This window comes from Methylorubrum rhodesianum, from assembly GCF_014199985.1.
In the GTDB taxonomy this organism is placed as follows: domain Bacteria; phylum Pseudomonadota; class Alphaproteobacteria; order Rhizobiales; family Beijerinckiaceae; genus Methylobacterium; species Methylobacterium rhodesianum.
The window spans coordinates 64,656-80,920 of the sequence record NZ_JACHOS010000011.1 but is presented as its reverse complement, the minus strand read 5'-3'; the positions used below and the strand labels follow the sequence as shown (position 1 = coordinate 80,920).

The following is a 16,265-nucleotide window of genomic DNA, read 5'->3' as shown; positions in this document are numbered from 1 at the left end:
GAGATGGCGTCCGGCGAGACGAGCGGAAGGATCGGGGACGATGGGACGCGGGTGCGCGGGCGGCAAAACCTTCGCTTCGATCGGCTCCCTGGCCGTCCTCCTCGCGGTCGCGCCCGCCGCCGCGCAGGCGCCGACGCCGTTCGGGCCGGGCCTGCCCTCGCCGGGCGTCACCGGGCCGATGCTGCCTCCGCCCACGGCGGAGGGTGAGGCGGACCTTTCGCTCTCGGCGGTCTTCGTCGGCTCGAACGGGCCGGTCCGCTCCGGTCTGACCTGGCGCATCTACGGCGAGAACGGCGACGGCGCCCGCCCGGCCATCGTCGCCCGCTCCAACGATCCGGCCCCGACCTTCAAGCTCGCGGCCGGCGCCTACGTCGCCACCGTCACCTACGGCTATGCCAGCGCGTCGAAGCGGATCACCATGGCGGGCACCGCCAATTCCGATCAGCTCCGCATCGCGGCGGGCGCCCTCAAGCTGTCGGGCGCGGTCGGCGACCAGAAGATCCCCGGCAACCAACTCGGCTTCTCCGTCTACGTGCCGATCGGGACGAACTCGGAAGGCCGGCTCGTGCGCAGCGGCATCAAGGCCGGGGAGATCGTGCGCCTGCCCGAGGGCACGTACCATGTCGTGTCGAGCTACGGTGATTCGAACGCGATCCAGCGCGCCGATCTCCGGGTCGAGAACGGCAAGGTCACCGACGCGACCATGAACCATCGCGCCGCCACCGTGACCCTGAAGCTCGTCGCCGCCCCCGGCTCGGAGGCCTTTGCCGGCACGGCCTTCAGCGTGCTGACGCCGGGCGGCGACACCATCCGCGAGGCGATCGGCGCCTTCCCCTCGGTGACGCTGGCGGAGGGCGACTACGTCCTCATCGCCCGCCATGACGGGCAGGTCTTCACCCGCGAGTTCAAGGTGGAGAGCGGCATGGACCGCGATATCGAAGTCGTGGCCAAGGGAAGCTGAGCGAAGCCGATCCGGATGCGTCTGCGCACCACAATCCTCGCGTCCCTTCTGCTCCTTTCCGGCGCCGGCATGGCGGGCGCTCAGACCGTCGTGGACGGCTCGGCGGCCGGCATCGGGGCCGAGGCGGCGCGCACCGCGCTGAGCCTCATCGGAAAGCAGATCCGCGATCCCGAGGCCCGGGTCGCCGACTTGCGGATCGGCCGGGCCGGGGCCGTGTGCGGCACCGTCGATGCGAGGAACCGCATGGGCGCCTATACCGGGCCTCGCCCCTTCGTCGCCGATCTCTCCGCAGGATTCATCGGGCGGCTGCCCGAAGGGCCGGAGCTGCGCAGCCCGGATTCCATGGCGGCGTTCCGAGCCATGGAGCGGGCGAAGGCGCTGTTCGAGGCGAACTGTCTCGCCGGCTGAGCGGCCTCAGGCGAACGGCACGATCAGTGGCAGTGCGAGCAAGGCCCCGGCCGCCAGGACGATGGCGTCGCGCAGACGCCGGCCGATCCAGGCGTGGGCGCCGGAATGGCGTGTCTGCGTGTCGTGTGAATGCGTCATGATCCCTCTCCCGTCTCTCGGTGGCCTCGATATGAGGGGCGCACCGCTTTCCGGACAGGGACGGTTGCAGTACGATTCCGACGAACTGTCCGGGACGAGCGCCGGTACAGTTCGGAGGGACAGTCATGACGGTCACGGTCGCGGAACCGGCCCTCTCACGGGTCGAGACGGTCATGCGTGCCATCGAGGCGCGGATCGAGGGCCGTGCCCTTAGTCCCGGCGCCCAGCTGCCCTCGGTGCGGGGGCTCGCCGAGAGCATGCAGGTCTCGAAATCGACCGTAGTCGAGGCCTATGACCGGCTGGCGGCCCGCGGCGCCATCGTCTCGCGGCCCGGGTCCGGCTTCTTCGTCTCGGCCCGCCCGGAGCCGCTCAGCCTCACGGCGATCGGACCGCGTCTCGACCGGGCGGTCGACCCGGTCTGGATCACCCGGCAATCGCTGGAGGCGCGGCCCGATTCCCTGAGGCCCGGCTGCGGCTGGCTCCCGCCGGACTGGCTGCCCGAGGCGGAATTGCGCCGGGCGCTGCGCCAGGTCGCCCGCCAGAGCGCGGCGGTGATGTTCTACGATACGCCGCAGGGCCACGCGCCCCTGCGCCAGCAACTGGCGCAGCGGCTCACCGAGCGCGGCATCCGCGCCCATCCCGACCAGCTCGTGCTGACCGACTCGGTCACCCACGCCCTCGACCTGATCATCCGCTTCCTCGCCGAGCCCGGCGACACGGTCCTGCTCGATGATCCCTGCTACTTCTCGTTCCAGGCGCTGGCCCGCGCCCACCGCCTGCACATGGTCGGCGTGCCGTTCGGGCCGGAAGGGCCGGATCTCGCCGCCTTCGAGCAGGCGCTGATCGAGCACCGCCCGCGCTTCTACATCACCAATTCCGGCCTGCAGAATCCGACCGGCGCGACCTTGAGCCCGGTCGCCGTCCACCGCATCCTGCGGCTCGCCGAAATGCACGGCACGCTCATCGTCGAGGATGACGCCTACGCCGATTTCGAGGCGGAGCCGGGGCCACGGCTCGCCGGCTTCGACGGGCTCGACCGGGTGATCCATGTCGGCGGTTTCTCGAAGACGATCTCGACCGGTGCCCGCGTCGGCGCGATCGCGATCCGCGACGATTGGGTCGAGCGCCTCGTCGATCTCAAGCTCGCGGTGTCGCTGAGCGACAACCATCTCACGGCGGCCACCCTCCACCGCTTCCTCGCCGAGGGCAGCTACCGCCACCATGTCGATGCCATGCGCACACGTCTGGCAGACGCCCGCGGCACGGTGGTGCAGCGGCTCGCCGCGGTCGGCGTCGCCGTACCGTTCGTACCGACGGCGGGGATGTTCCTCTGGGGGCGCCTGCCGGACCGGCTCGACGCGACCGAGATCTCCCGCCGGGCGCTCGCCCGCGGCGTGGTGCTGGCGCCGGGCAACGTCTTCTCGCTGAGCCAGGGCGCCGCCGACGCCATGCGCTTCAACGTGGCGCAATGTGCCGACCCGCGGGTGTTTTCCGAGCTGGCCCGGGCGATGGAGGGGTGAGGCGTCTCACCCCTTACGTCTCACGGCGCCGGGACCTCGACATGCTGGCCGTCCAGCACCGTGTCGGTGCTTGGAACGCTGTCGGCGGCGGCCTCCGCCCGGCGGCGATCCGGTGAGGTCGCCTCCTCGACGAAGGCGGCGAGCGCCGCATCAAGGGTGAGCGTCGTCGTCTTCTGGCTGCCGAGGCGGCGCACCGAGACCGTGCGCTCCTCCGCCTCGCGGCGGCCGAGCGCCAGCAGCACCGGCACCTTGGCCAGGGAGTGCTCGCGGACCTTGTAGTTGATCTTCTCGTTTCTCAGATCGGCTTCGACCCGGAGCCCGGCCCGCTCCAGGGCGCGGACCACCTCGCGGGCATAGGCGTCGGCCTCGCTGGTGATGGTGGCGACCACCACCTGCACCGGCGCCAGCCAGAGCGGGAAGTGCCCGGCGAAATGCTCGATCAGGATGCCGGTGAAGCGCTCCATCGAGCCGCAGATGGCGCGGTGGATCATCACCGGCGGCTTCTTCTGGCTGTCGGCGTCGATGTAGCTGGCGTCGAACCGCTCTGGCAGGTTGAAGTCCACCTGCGTCGTGCCGCACTGCCAGTCGCGGCCGATGGCGTCGCGCAGCACGTACTCGAATTTCGGCCCGTAGAACGCGCCCTCGCCGGGATTGACGGCGGTCTTGATCCGGCCGCCGGACTGCTCCTCGATCTGAGCCAGCACCCGCGTCATCACCGCTTCGGCGTGGTCCCACAGGGCATCCGAGCCGACGCGCTTCTCCGGCCGCGTCGAGAGCTTCACCAGGATCTGGTCGAAGCCGAAATCGGCGTAGGTCGAGAGGATCAGGTCGTTGATCTTCAGGCACTCGGCGGCGAGCTGGTCCTCGGTGCAGAAGATATGCGCGTCGTCCTGGGTGAAGCCGCGCACGCGCATCAGGCCGTGCATGGCGCCGGACGGCTCGTAGCGGTGGACGACGCCGAACTCGGCCATGCGCAGCGGCAGGTCGCGGTAGGACTTCAAGCCGTGCTTGAAGATCTGCACGTGGCCGGGGCAGTTCATGGGCTTGAGGGCGAACCAGCGCTTGTCCTCAGCCTCCTCGCCGGCGCTCTGGGCCGCGAACATGTTCTCGCGGTACCAGCCCCAGTGGCCGGAGGTCTCCCACAGCGACTTGTCGAGGATCTGGGGCGCGTTCACCTCAGCGTAGTCGCCCTTCAGGCGGCGGCGCATATAGGCGATCAGCTCCTGGAAGATCGTCCAGCCCTTGGCGTGCCAGAACACGACGCCCGGCCCCTCCTCCTGAAAGTGGAAGAGGTCCATCTCCTTGCCCAGGCGCCGGTGGTCGCGGCGCTCCGCTTCCTCCAGCCGGTGCAGGTAGGCGTCGAGGTCTCCTTGCGAGGCCCAGGCCGTGCCGTAGATGCGCGTCAGCATGGGGTTGTTGGCATCACCCCGCCAGTAGGCGCCCGCCACCTTCATCAGCTTGAAGGCGGTGCCGACCTTGCCCGTCGAGGTCATGTGCGGGCCGCGGCAGAGATCGAACCACTCGCCCTGGCGGTAGATCTTCAGATCCTCGCCGGCGGGAATCGCGTCGACCAGCTCGACCTTGTAGCTCTCGCCCCGGTCGGCGAAGAGCTTTTTCACGTCCTCGCGCTTCCAGACTTCCTTCGTGAACGGAGCGTCGCGCGAAATGATCTCGCGCATCTTCGCCTCGATCTTGGAAAAATCCTCGGGCGTGAAGGGCTCGTTCCGGGCGAAGTCGTAGTAGAAACCGTTCTCGATGACGGGGCCGATCGTCACCTGCGTGCCGGGCCACAGCGCCTGCACGGCTTCCGCCAGCACGTGCGCGCAGTCGTGGCGGATCAGCTCCAGCGCCCGCGCGTCGTCGCGCGAAATGAATTCGATCGCGGCGTCGTGCTCGATCGTGTCGTCGAGGTCGCGCACCGTGCCGTCGAGCGCCATGGCGACCGTGCGCTTGGCGAGCGACTTGGCGATGCCCTCCACCACGGTCCGACCGGTCACCGCGGCGTCGTACGCGCGGGTGTTGCCGTCGGGGAAGGTCAGGATGGGCATGATGGGACCGTGGCTTTGCGAATTGCGCCCCGCGAAAGGGGCCGGCGGGTTTTCGGAAGGCGGACGGGTGAAGTCAATGCCGATTGACTGCGCCGCGGAATGCAGCAGCCCTTCGAGGCTGTCTGAGGTGGATCTGCCAAGCGCGTCGCTCCTCATGCTGCGCAAAAGCCCAGCATGAGGAGGGTCGGGGGTGCTACAACCGATCGGGCCGGCTGACGCTAAAGGTCGTCCGGCCCCCAGCCGAGGCGCAGTGCGATCGCCCGCGCTTCGGCATTCTCGACGAACAGCATCAGCCCGGCCCCGCCATCGGCCGCGACCCGGAAGCGGCGCGTTTCGCCCGCCGGCCGGCACGCATCGAGCCGTTCGAGCAGGCTCCAGTCGAAGTTCTTGTCGGCCGGGAAGGTGAGGGGCGGGATTGCCGGCTCGGTGTCGAAGGTGACGCGGAAGCCGTGCCCGTAGGGCCCAAGGCCCGGAACGCGGGACACGGTGACGCCGCGGCCGGTCCAGACCCCGGCGAGAGCGATCAGCCGGGTGAACAGCGCGCGATAGGTGTCTTCGTCGGCCCCGTCGTAGCAGTGATCTTCGAAGATCGCCGCGTTGGCGAACTCGTCCTCGATCGCGTCGGCGAGGGCGCGATAGCTCCACAGGATGTCGATCGACAGCGCGTCCGCACTGCGCTCGGTCAGCGGCAGGGTCTCGTTGCCGTCGCCCACGGCGAATTCGGGATGCTCCGCCATCGCGCGCGCCACCGCGCGCCGGTCCATCCCTTCGTAGTGGGGCCCGAGCCGGAGGCCGGCCGCGATCAACCCGTTCAGGACCGCCTCGACGGCATCGATCTCCGCCTCGCTGCGCTGTCGCGGCGGCTGCGGTTTCGGCTCCCAGGCCGGCATGGGGGGCGGAGGCGGATCCGGCTCCCAGACAGCCACGGGCAGCGGGGGCGGGCGGTCCTGGCCGAGCAGGCGGCGGAGCCAAGCGATCATGTCGTCCCCCAAAGCCAGGCCGCACCGCGGACGCCCGAGGCGTCGCCGTGCCGGCTCGCTCGCACCGGTGTATCGAAGGCGTCGGAGAAGACGTGCGGCGCGATCGCCTCGGGCAAAGCCGCGACGAGCCCTTCGACCCGGGACAGGCCGCCGCCGAGCACGATCACGTCGGGATCGAGGATGTTGACCACGTGGGCGATGCCGCGCCCGAGCCGGTCGCGGTGGCGCGCCATCGCCGCGGTCGCCGCCGCATCCCCGGCTCGCGACAGGGCGACGATCGCCTCGCCGGAGGCTGCTTGGCCGGTGCATCGGAGGAAATCGGCGGCGAGGCCGGGTCCCGAGAGCCAGGTCTCGATGCAGCCGTGGCGGCCGCAATAGCAGGCGGGGCCGGGGCGCTCGTCGTCGCGGGGCGAGGGGAGGGGATTGTGGCCCCATTCCCCGGCGATGGCGTTGAGGCCCGTCAGCGCCTGCCCCCGCAGCGCGATTCCGGAGCCGACGCCGGTGCCGAGGATGATCGCCCAGACGACGGCCGCGCCCGCACCGGCTCCGTCCACCGCCTCCGACACGGCGAGGCAGTTGGCGTCGTTCTCGACCCGCACCGGGCGGCCGAGGCGGGCGGCGAGATCCTCCGCGAACGGCCGGCCGTTCAGCCAGATCGAGTTGGCGTTCTTGATCAGCCCCGTGGCGCGGGAGACCGCGCCGGGCATGCCGACGCCGACGCTCGCCTCCCTCGTGCCGGCCTGCCGCTCCAGCGCGGCGACCAGGCCGGCGATGGCGTCGAGGGTTCCGGCATAGTCGCCCCGCGGGGTCGGCACGCGGACTTCCGCGCGCGTCGCCCCCTCGGCGTCGAGGGCGATCCCGGCGATCTTGGTGCCGCCGAGATCGATCCCGATCCGCAACCGCTCGGAAGCCAAGGCGGAATTACTGCGCCGCCACGGCCTTCGGAGCGGTGGGGGGCGCGTCCTCGCCGGGGCCCTCGGGGGCCTCGTCCGAGATCTCGGTACCGATCGAGACCGGATGCGCCATCACCTCGGCGAGCTTGTTCTTGTCGAGCTCGCCCTCCCAGCGGGAGACGACGATGGTGGCCACGCCGTTGCCGATGAGGTTGGTGAGCGCGCGGCATTCCGACATGAACTTGTCGACGCCGAGCACCAGGGTCATCGCCGCCACCGGCACCGGGTTGCCCGGAATGGCCGCCAGCGTCGCCGCCAGCGTGATGAATCCCGCGCCGGTCACGCCCGAGGCGCCCTTCGAGGTCAGCATGGCGACGAGGAAGATCGTCGCGTACTGCCCGACCGTGAGGTCGGCGCCCACCGCCTGCGCCAGGAACAGGGTCGTGAGCGTCATGTAGATGTTGGTGCCGTCGAGGTTGAACGAGTAGCCCGTCGGGATCACGAGACCGACGACCGAGTCCGAGGCGCCGAGACGCTTCATCTTGGTCATCATGTGCGGCAGCACGGTCTCGGAGGACGAGGTGCCGAGCACGATGAGCAGTTCGTCCTTGATGTAGGCCAGGAACCGGACGATCGAGAAGCCGGCAAAGGCCGCGATGCCGCCGAGCACGACGAAGATGAACACCAGCGAGGTGGTGTAGAACGTGCCCACCAGCCAAGCGAGGTCGATCACCTTGCCGATGCCGTACTGGCCGACCGTGAAGGCCATGGCGCCGAAGGCACCGATGGGGGCGAGCTTCACCACGAGGCCGATGATGCGGAAGAACAGCTGACCCGCCGCGTCGATGCCGCGGGTGATGCCGGCGCCCTTCTCGCCCATGCCGGTGAGCACGACGCCGGTGAGCACCGCGATCAGCAGCACCTGCAACAGATCGCCGGTGGCGAAGGCGTCGAAGAAGCTCTTCGGGATGATCGCCATGATGTGGGCGATCGTCGAATCCGCCGCCGCCTTGTTGGCGTAGCCCTCGACCGCCTTGGCATCGAGCTTCGACACGTCGGCGCCGAAGCCGGCACCGGGCTGAACGATTTCGCCGACGATGATGCCGACGAGGAGCGCCAGGGAGGAGACCACCTCGAAGTAGATCAAAGCCTTGAGGCCGACACGGCCGACCTTCTTCAGGTCGCCGATCGAGGCGATGCCGTGGACGATGGTGCAGAAGATGATCGGCGCGATCAGCATCTTGATCAGCGCGATGAAGGCGTCGCCGAGCCACTTGAGCGACTTGCCCCATTCCGGCGCGTACCAGCCGAGCAGCACGCCCAGCACGATGGCGATCAGAACCTGGATGTAGAGCACCCGGTACCAGGGCACGTGCGCGCCGGGGGCGCCCGCCTCATGCGTAGCGGAATGGGCCATGTTTCCTCACCGATACCGTGTCGCGCGGCCTCGCCCGGGCGGCTTTGCGCGGACGCTAGTCTGTTTAGTTTCAGTGCTCAATCGCACCTCGGTAGTCGGCGTCGCCTTTGTAACTGACGACACCTTGGGCTCACCGGCGCGGCCTCGCGCCCCGTCGGATCCCGTTTGCGCGCGGCTGATGGCAAGGAAGCGGAGGCTGTGCAAGGGCCTGGCGCCCCGATGCCGCAGTTCAAGGGTGGATTAAACCGGTGTGTGGGACGTGGGGCCCGCGCCCGGCTGCCTCTCCCGCGATCGTTCCGACCCGCGTCGTTGGCCCTTCCCCTCGGTCGGGGAGCGCTCTAGAAGCACAGCATGTTCGGCCTCATCCCCAGCGCGACGCGAATTACGGGCCCGGCCTCCGCGTAAGGCGCCGCCCCTGCGGCCGCCCCGGATGCCGGGTGAAGCCCTCCGCCCGTTCCCCTATCGCCGTCCCCGCGACGAGAACTCTGCCGAACCCATGAGCGACCAGACCAACGCCGCCCCCGCGGCCGCCCGCGACTATTCGCGGACCCTGTTTCTCCCGAAGACGGACTTTCCCATGCGCGCGGGGCTTCCGACCCGCGAGCCGCTCCTGCTGGAGCGCTGGAAGGACATCGACCTTTTCGGAAAGATCCGCGCCGCCGCGAAGGGGCGCCCGCGCTTCGTGCTGCATGACGGGCCGCCCTACGCCAACGGCAACATCCACATCGGCCACGCGCTCAACAAGATCCTCAAGGACGTCGTCGTTCGCTCGCAGGGGGCGCTGGGCCGCGACGCGAACTACGTGCCGGGCTGGGACTGTCACGGCCTGCCGATCGAGTGGAAGATCGAGGAGCAGTACCGCGCCAAGGGCAAGAACAAGGACGAGGTGCCGGTGCTGGAGTTCCGCCAGCAATGCCGGGCCTTCGCCGCGGAGTGGCTGAACATCCAGCGGGACGAGTTCAAGCGGCTCGGCGTCACCGGCGACTGGGATCATCCCTACTCGACCATGGCCTACCCGGCCGAGGCGCGCATCGCCTCGGAGCTGATGAAGTTCGCGGTCAGCGGCCAGCTCTATCGCGGCTCGAAGCCGGTGATGTGGTCGGTGGTGGAGAAGACCGCGCTGGCCGAGGCCGAGGTCGAGTACGAGGAGCATGTCAGCGACACGGTCTTCGTGGCGTTCCCGATCCGGGAGGGAGCCGCCCCCGAGCTGGACGGTGCCCGCGTCGTGATCTGGACGACCACGCCCTGGACCTTGCCGGCCAACCGCGCCGTCGCCTACTCGAAGCGGGTGGCCTACGGGCTCTACCGCGTCACGGGCGCGGCCGAGGACAATTGGGCCAAGGTCGGCGACCGCTTCATCCTCGCCGACGCGCTCGCCGACGGCGTGTTCAAGGCCGCCCGCGTCGAGGCCTACGAGCGCGTGGCCGACGTGCCGGCGGCGCGCCTGGCCGGTCTCACCCTGTCCCACCCGCTGCACGCCTTCGATCCCGGCTACGGCTTTCCCGTGCCGATGCTCGACGGCGAGCACGTCACCGACGAGGCCGGCACCGGCTTCGTCCACACGGCGCCGAGCCACGGCCGCGAGGACTTCGAGGTGTGGATGGCCAACGGCCGCCGCCTGACTGAGGCCGGCATCGATACCCGCATCCCCTACACCGTCGATGCCGACGGCATGCTGACGAAGGAGGCGCCGGGCTTCACCGGCCGCTTCGTCTTCACCGCCAAGGGCGAGAAGGGCGACGCCAACAAGGCGCTCATCGCCGCGCTGACCGAGGTCGGCGCGCTGGTCGCCCGCGGGGTGCTGCGCCACCAGTACCCGCATTCCTGGCGCTCGAAGAAGCCGGTGCTGTTCCGCAACACGCCGCAATGGTTCATCGCCATGGACCGGCCGGTGGATTCGCTCGGCAACCGCACTCTGCGCGAGACGGCGCTCCACGCCATCGACGAGACGCAGTGGGTGCCGCCCCAGGGTAAGAACCGCATCAACGGCATGGTCGCGGGCCGGCCCGACTGGGTCGTCTCGCGCCAGCGCGCCTGGGGCGTGCCGATCACCGTCTTCGTCGAGCGCGAGACCGGGAAGGTGCTGCGCGACGAGAGGGTCAATGCCCGCATCGCTGAGGCCTTTGCCGCCGAGGGGGCGGATGCGTGGTTCGCCGACGGTGCCGCTGAGCGTTTCCTCGCGCCCGAGCACGATCCGGCGCAATACGAGAAGGTGACCGACGTCCTCGACGTCTGGTTCGATTCCGGCTCGACCCACGCCTTCGTGCTGGACGATCCTGAGGCCTTTCCCGGGCTGGCCGGCATCCGCCGGGCAGTCGATGGCGGGCCCGACACGGTGATGTACCTCGAGGGCTCCGACCAGCATCGCGGCTGGTTCCAATCCTCGCTGCTCGAATCCTGCGGCACGCGGGGGCACGCACCCTACGACGTGGTGCTCACCCACGGCTTCGTCCTCGACGCCAAGGGCGAGAAGATGTCGAAGTCGCGCGGCAACGTCGTCGCGCCGCAGAACGTCATCAAGGAATCGGGCGCTGACATCCTCCGCCTCTGGGTCGCGGCGGCCGATTACTCCGACGACCTGCGCATCGGGCCGGAGATCGTCAAAACCTTCGCCGAGACCTACCGCAAGCTGCGCAACTCGCTCCGGTGGATGCTGGGTTCGCTCGCCCATCGCGTCGCGGGCGACGACGTGCCGCTCAGTGAGATGCCGGAACTCGAGCGCTTCATCCTGCACCGCCTGGCGCAGCTCGACGGCGAGATCCGCGAGGCCTACGCGGCGTTCGACACCAAGCGGATCGTCGCGCTCCTCAACGGCTTCATGACCGGCGACCTCTCGGCCTTCTACTTCGACGTGCGCAAGGACGCGCTCTACTGCGATCCGATCTCCTCGGTGACGCGCCGGGCCGCGCTGCAGGTCATCGACGAGGCGTTCCGCCGGGTCACGATCTGGCTCGCACCCGTCCTCGCCTTCACCGCGGAGGAGGCGTGGCTCGACCGCTACCCGTCGCAGGACGGCTCGGTGCATCTCCAGACTCTGCCGGAGACGCCCGCCGCGTGGCGCGACGACACCTTGGCCGCCCGCTGGCAGAAAGTGCGCAAGGTCCGCCGCGTCGTCACCGGGGCGCTGGAGATCGAGCGGGCCGCCAAGCGCATCGGCGCGAGCCTCGAGGCGGCCCCGACCGTCTACGTCGCCGACGCCGATCTGCTCGGTGCCCTCGACGGGGTGGATTTCGCCGATGTCTGCATCACCTCCGCGATCACGGTCCGTGCCGGTGAGGGCCCGGCCGAGGCCTTCCGCCTCGACGAGGTGAAGGGCGTGGCGGTGGTGCCCGAGCGCGCCGCGGGCAGCAAATGCGCCCGTTCCTGGCGGGTCACGCCGGAGGTCGGCAGCGATCCGGACTATCCCGACGTGACCCCCCGCGACGCGAAAGCCCTGCGGGAATGGGACGCAGCCCATCCGGGCGCGGCGTGACCCCCGCCCGCGCCGGCCTGATCGCGGCCCTGGCCACGCTGGTTCTCGATCAGGCCTCCAAGCTCTGGCTCTACTTCGGCACCGATCTCGTGATGACCCAGCCCTGGCGGCTGGCGCCGTTCGCGGATTTCGTCGTGGTGTGGAACCGGGGTGTCTCCTACGGCCTGTTCCAGCAGGACGGCGGCTTCGGGCGCTGGCTGCTCGTCGCGGTCTCTCTCGCCGCCGCGATCGGCCTGTCGGTCTGGATGCACCGGGCCGGTTCGCGGCTGCTCGGGGTGGCTCTCGGCCTCATCGTCGGCGGCGCGCTCGGCAACGCCATCGACCGGGCGGCCTACGGCGCCGTGTTCGACTTCGTCCACCTGCATGCGGGCACGTGGTCCTGGTACGTGTTCAACGTCGCGGACGCGGCCATCGTCGCGGGCGTCGTCGGCCTGCTCTTCGACAGCCTGCGGCCCGCCGGACGGGACCCGCGCACGGACGTCGCGGGGGACCGCAATCATCCCCAGGCCTGAGGCGAGGTTCATCCCGGCTGCGTCAAGGCGCCATACCTTCGCCTGAAACCCGGCTCACCTCGGTCGGGAAGGTCTCGGTACGCGATTCACATGGGATCGCCCTCCGGCTGACTGCCCCGGTTGAAAAGCGGGCGGAGCCGGTCCTGGAAACCTTGGGGAAAATGGCATGAACGGGCGGCGCAGCGTCTCGCGGGCTTTCGGATCGATCCGTCCCCTGGCCTTAAGTGCGAGCTTGGGCGTGGCCCTGCTGCCCGGCCTCGCCACCGGCGCGGCCCGCGCCGAGGGGGAGTTCATGCGCGATACGCTGAGCAATCTCGGCCTGATCGAGCCGGACCGCCCCGCCATCACCTATCGCGAGCGCGCCCCGCTCGCCATGCCGCCGAAGCTCGGCAGCAAGGAGGACCTGACCGCCGGCCTCCCCGTGCCCCGGGCGCGGCAAGCCGATCCGGCCTGGCCCAAGGATCCCGAACTGGTCCGGCGCGAGCGGGCCGCCGTCGAGGCGAAGAAGCCGATCGTGCGCGGCGCGCAGGGTCGCATGAACGACAACAACGAGACGCTCTCGGTCTACGAGATGGAGGCCGGCCGCCGGGCCGGCGCCGGCGCCCTGAGCGGTCCGGCCAACGCCCCCGGCGAGGGCGATACCCGCACGTCGACCTGGCTCAATCCGTTCGAGCTCCTCAAGGGCACCCCCGACAAGACCGAGCCCTCCCTGGTCGAGCCCGACCGCGATGCGCTGACGGATCCGCCCACCGGCTACCGAAAGGCGCCGGTCAAGGTCGCCAAGCCGCAGGGGGGGCCGATCGGCGGCCCGATCAACGACCGGGACGAGGCCGACCCGCGTGCCTATATGAGAAGTTCGTCCGGTCGCTGAGGACCGATCTTCGTGCGGCCCCGTCGGTTCCGGCGAGGTCGTCGAGCATCCGGGCGGACCGTGACCGCGCGGACACGCCGCGCGGTACGGGATTTGCCATCGACATACGATCTCGGGACAATGCCGGGATTCTTGGGACGGGAAGCGCGGAGGGCGGAAGGGCCCCCGCAAAGGACAGCAGGATGCACCTCTACCGGAAGGCCATCGCGCCCTTGGGACCGCAGCGAGGCCTGAATCACGCCGGCCGTGTGGACGCCGCTCCGTTCGGGCGCTCAGAGGCCGGCGGCCCGGAGGTCTCCGCCTTCGTGCTCGACAACGGGCTCGACGTGGTGGTGGTGCCCGACCACCGGGCGCCGGTGGCGACCCACATGATCTGGTACCGCAACGGCTCCGCCGATGATCCGATCGGCCAGTCCGGCATCGCCCACTTCCTCGAACACCTGATGTTCAAGGGCACCGAGCGCCACCCGGCCGGCGCCTTCTCGAAGGCGGTCTCGTCGCTCGGCGGCCAGGAGAACGCCTTTACCAGCTACGACTACACCGCCTACTTCCAGCGCGTCGCCCGCGACCACCTCTCGACGATGATGGCCTTCGAGGCCGATCGCATGAGCGGCCTCGTCCTCGACGACGCCGTGGTGGCGCCCGAGCGCGACGTGGTGCTGGAGGAGCGCCGGATGCGGGTCGAGACCGACCCGTCGGCGCAGCTCTCCGAGGCGATGGCGGCGTCGCTGTTCGTGCATCATCCCTACGGCATCCCGATCATCGGGTGGATGCACGAGATCGAGGAGCTGAACCGCAGCCACGCGATCGACTACTACAAGCGCTTCTACACCCCCGAGAACGCGATCCTGGTGGTCGCCGGCGACGTGACGCCCGACGAGGTGCGGCGGCTGGCCGAGGACACCTACGGCCGGGTCACGCCGCAGGGGGCGCGGCCTCAGCGGGTGCGTCCGCGCGAGCCGGAGCCGCGGGCGATGCGTCGCATCGCGGTGGCCGACCCGAAGGTCGAGCAGCCGACGCTGCAGCGCCTCTATCTCACCCCGTCCTGCATGACCGCCCGCGACGGCGAGGGCCACGCGCTGGAACTGCTCGCCGAGGTGATCGGCGGCGGCGCGACCTCCTTCCTCTACCGCAAGCTGGTGCTGGAGATGGGCGTCGCGGTGAATGCCGGCGCCTGGTACATGGGCTCGGCCATCGACGACACGCGCTTCGCGGTCTACGCCGTGCCGGCCGAGGGCGTGACGCTCGAGGCGCTGGAGGAGCACGTCGACCGCGTGCTGCGCCGCGTGCCGGAGGCGCTCGATCCGGAGGCGATCGAGCGGGCCAAGACCCGGCTCGTGGCCGAGACGGTCTATTCCTCCGACTCGCAATCTTCGCTCGCCCGCATCTACGGCTCGGCGCTCGCCATCGGCGAGACCGTCGAGGAGGTGCGCGCTTGGCCGACCGAGATCGAGGCCGTGACCCGCGACCAGCTCGCGGCGGTCGCGGCCCGCTACCTCGTGCCCGCCCGCTCGGTGACCGGCTACCTCACCAAGGCCCGCGAGACGGATTTGGCGGTCGCCTGACATCCCGATTCTTCGCGCCGCCGGAAGGCCGGCGGCGCCGTTTGCGAAAAGACGCTTTGAGGAACTTCCGATGAATCTCGCCGAGACCGGCACCCGCACCGCGACCTCGCCGACCCAGGCGCTGCCGCTCGCGGCCGCCCCCGGCATCGAGGCGTGGCATGTCGCCTCGCCGGTGGTGCCGATGATCGCGCTCGCCTTCACCTTCGAGGGCGGCGCGGCGCAGGACGCGGAGGGCAAGGCGGGCACCGCCCAGATGATGGCGCGGCTGCTCGACGAGGGCGCGGGCGACCTCGATTCCGACGCCTTCCAGGAGGCGCTCGCGGCCCGCGCGATCGAGCTGAGCTTCCATACCGGCCCCGATTCCATCGGCGGCTCGCTGAAGACGCTGACGAAGCACGCCGACGAGGCGATCCGCCTGCTCACCCTCGCCCTCGCCGAGCCGCGCTTCGATCCGCCCGCCATCGAGCGGGTGCGGGCGCAGATGATCGCCGGCCTGCGTTACCAGCAGAACGATCCCGGCGTGCTCGCCTCCCGCCGCTACTTCCGCGAGGCGTTCCCGGGTCACGCCTACGGTCGCCCGTCGGCCGGCACCATCGAGACCCTCTCGGCCATCACCCGCGACGACCTCGTGGCGATGCACCGCGCCGTAATCGGTCGCGGCGGCCTGAAGGTCGCGGCCGTGGGCGCCTTCGACGAGGCGGCGATCACCGGCATGATCGCCCGCGCGTTCGGCGATCTGCCCGAGGCCGGGCCGCTCAAGCCGGTGCCGCCGACGGCGATCAACGAGCTCGGCCGGCGCATCGTCGTCGACCTCGACGTGCCGCAATCGGTGATCCGCTTCGGCCTGCCGGGCGTGGCGTGGCGCGACCCCGACTTCATCCCCGCCTACGTTCTGAACCACATCCTGGGCGGCGGCGCCTTCACCTCGCGCCTGTTCCAAGAGGTGCGCGAGAAGCGCGGCCTGGCCTATTCGGTCGGCACTTCGCTGACCTCGCACCGGGCGGTCGCCATGACCTGGGGCTACACCGCCACCAAGAACGAGCGGGTGGTCGAGGCCCTCGACGTGATCGGCGAGGAGATCCACCGCCTCATCACCGACGGTCCCTCGGACGAGGAGCTGGAGAAGGCCAAGGACTACCTCACCGGCTCCTACGCCCTCGGTTTCGACACCTCGACCAAGATCGCCAACCAGCTCGTGCAGATCGCCTTCGAGGGCCTCGGCATGGACTACATCGCCCGCCGCAACGACCTCGTGGCGAGCGTGACCCAGGAAGACATCCGCCGGGCCGGCGCGCGCACGCTGGGCGACGGCCGGATGCTGGTGGTCGCCGCCGGGCGGCCGACGGGACTGTAAGCGTTCCTGCCCAATCCGGGTTTGACGAGGCCGGCGTGCGGAAACGCGTTGCCGGCCTTTTTCATTTCTGCGCAAGACTTTGGGAGCGCGGCACGGTGGCTGGCTGAAGCCGGTGCCTTGGGCTCG

At 70.1% G+C, this 16,265-nt stretch carries 13 protein-coding genes; 8 read left to right on the top strand and 5 right to left on the bottom strand.

All coding sequences use genetic code 11. The features are described 5' to 3' along the window. Window positions 1–40: 40 nt before the first annotated feature. Together HNR01_RS16800 and HNR01_RS16795 are read left to right on the top strand one after the other, a co-directional pair. Entirely contained in the window at window positions 41–961 is a 921-nt protein-coding gene (locus HNR01_RS16800; protein WP_153874502.1) for an RgsD C-terminal domain-containing protein, read from the top strand. 15 nt (window positions 962–976) lie between these two features. Next, window positions 977–1,369 (top strand): hypothetical protein, encoded by a 393-nt coding sequence (locus tag HNR01_RS16795; RefSeq protein ID WP_153874501.1) that lies wholly within the window; start codon window positions 977–979, stop codon window positions 1,367–1,369. 6 nt (window positions 1,370–1,375) lie between these two features. Here HNR01_RS16795 and HNR01_RS27920 read toward each other — a convergent pair whose 3' ends face one another. After that, on the bottom strand, window positions 1,376–1,507 hold the full coding sequence (locus HNR01_RS27920; RefSeq protein WP_017485647.1) for a hypothetical protein: 132 nt from the start codon (window positions 1,505–1,507) through the stop codon (window positions 1,376–1,378). 125 nt (window positions 1,508–1,632) lie between these two features. On the opposite strand from HNR01_RS27920, the gene HNR01_RS16790 reads away from it, so the two are divergent. Next, a complete protein-coding gene (locus HNR01_RS16790) occupies window positions 1,633–3,027 on the top strand; it encodes an aminotransferase-like domain-containing protein (RefSeq protein WP_183668761.1) in 1,395 nt (464 codons plus the stop codon). 20 nt (window positions 3,028–3,047) lie between these two features. Here HNR01_RS16790 and thrS read toward each other — a convergent pair whose 3' ends face one another. From thrS to HNR01_RS16770, 4 genes are all read right to left on the bottom strand, one after another. Continuing rightward, entirely contained in the window at window positions 3,048–5,075 is a 2,028-nt protein-coding gene (gene thrS, locus HNR01_RS16785; protein WP_183668759.1) for a threonine--tRNA ligase, read from the bottom strand. Between the two features lie 218 nt (window positions 5,076–5,293). Next, window positions 5,294–6,055: a hypothetical protein gene (locus HNR01_RS16780; RefSeq protein ID WP_183668757.1), complete on the bottom strand. Its 762-nt coding sequence runs from the start codon at window positions 6,053–6,055 to the stop codon at window positions 5,294–5,296. Continuing rightward, window positions 6,052–6,969: an ROK family protein gene (locus tag HNR01_RS16775; RefSeq protein WP_183668755.1), complete on the bottom strand. Its 918-nt coding sequence runs from the start codon at window positions 6,967–6,969 to the stop codon at window positions 6,052–6,054. Before HNR01_RS16775 ends, HNR01_RS16780 begins: the two co-directional genes overlap by 4 nt. Window positions 6,970–6,976: 7 nt before the next feature. Beyond that, a complete protein-coding gene (locus HNR01_RS16770; protein ID WP_017485652.1) occupies window positions 6,977–8,365 on the bottom strand; it encodes a dicarboxylate/amino acid:cation symporter in 1,389 nt (462 codons plus the stop codon). 496 nt (window positions 8,366–8,861) lie between these two features. Between HNR01_RS16770 and ileS the strand changes: the two genes are divergently transcribed. The 5 genes from ileS (at window position 8,862) to HNR01_RS16745 (ending at window position 16,139) form a co-directional block, all read left to right on the top strand. Then, window positions 8,862–11,837 carry an isoleucine--tRNA ligase gene (gene ileS / locus HNR01_RS16765; RefSeq protein WP_183668753.1) on the top strand — a complete coding sequence of 992 codons (2,976 nt, stop codon included), beginning with the start codon at window positions 8,862–8,864 and terminating at the stop codon, window positions 11,835–11,837. Beyond that, window positions 11,834–12,349, top strand: a complete 516-nt coding sequence (gene lspA / locus HNR01_RS16760; protein ID WP_183668751.1) for a signal peptidase II — start codon at window positions 11,834–11,836, stop codon at window positions 12,347–12,349. The genes ileS and lspA overlap by 4 nt, the downstream gene beginning before the upstream one ends. A 166-nt stretch (window positions 12,350–12,515) precedes the next feature. Continuing rightward, window positions 12,516–13,220 carry a hypothetical protein gene (locus HNR01_RS16755; protein WP_183668748.1) on the top strand — a complete coding sequence of 235 codons (705 nt, stop codon included), beginning with the start codon at window positions 12,516–12,518 and terminating at the stop codon, window positions 13,218–13,220. Between the two features lie 182 nt (window positions 13,221–13,402). Next, complete coding sequence (locus HNR01_RS16750; protein ID WP_017485656.1) at window positions 13,403–14,785, top strand: M16 family metallopeptidase; 1,383 nt, start codon at window positions 13,403–13,405, stop codon at window positions 14,783–14,785. A 70-nt stretch (window positions 14,786–14,855) separates the two neighbouring features. Beyond that, window positions 14,856–16,139 (top strand): M16 family metallopeptidase, encoded by a 1,284-nt coding sequence (locus HNR01_RS16745; protein WP_017485657.1) that lies wholly within the window; start codon window positions 14,856–14,858, stop codon window positions 16,137–16,139. The last annotated feature ends 126 nt before the right edge of the window (window positions 16,140–16,265 follow it).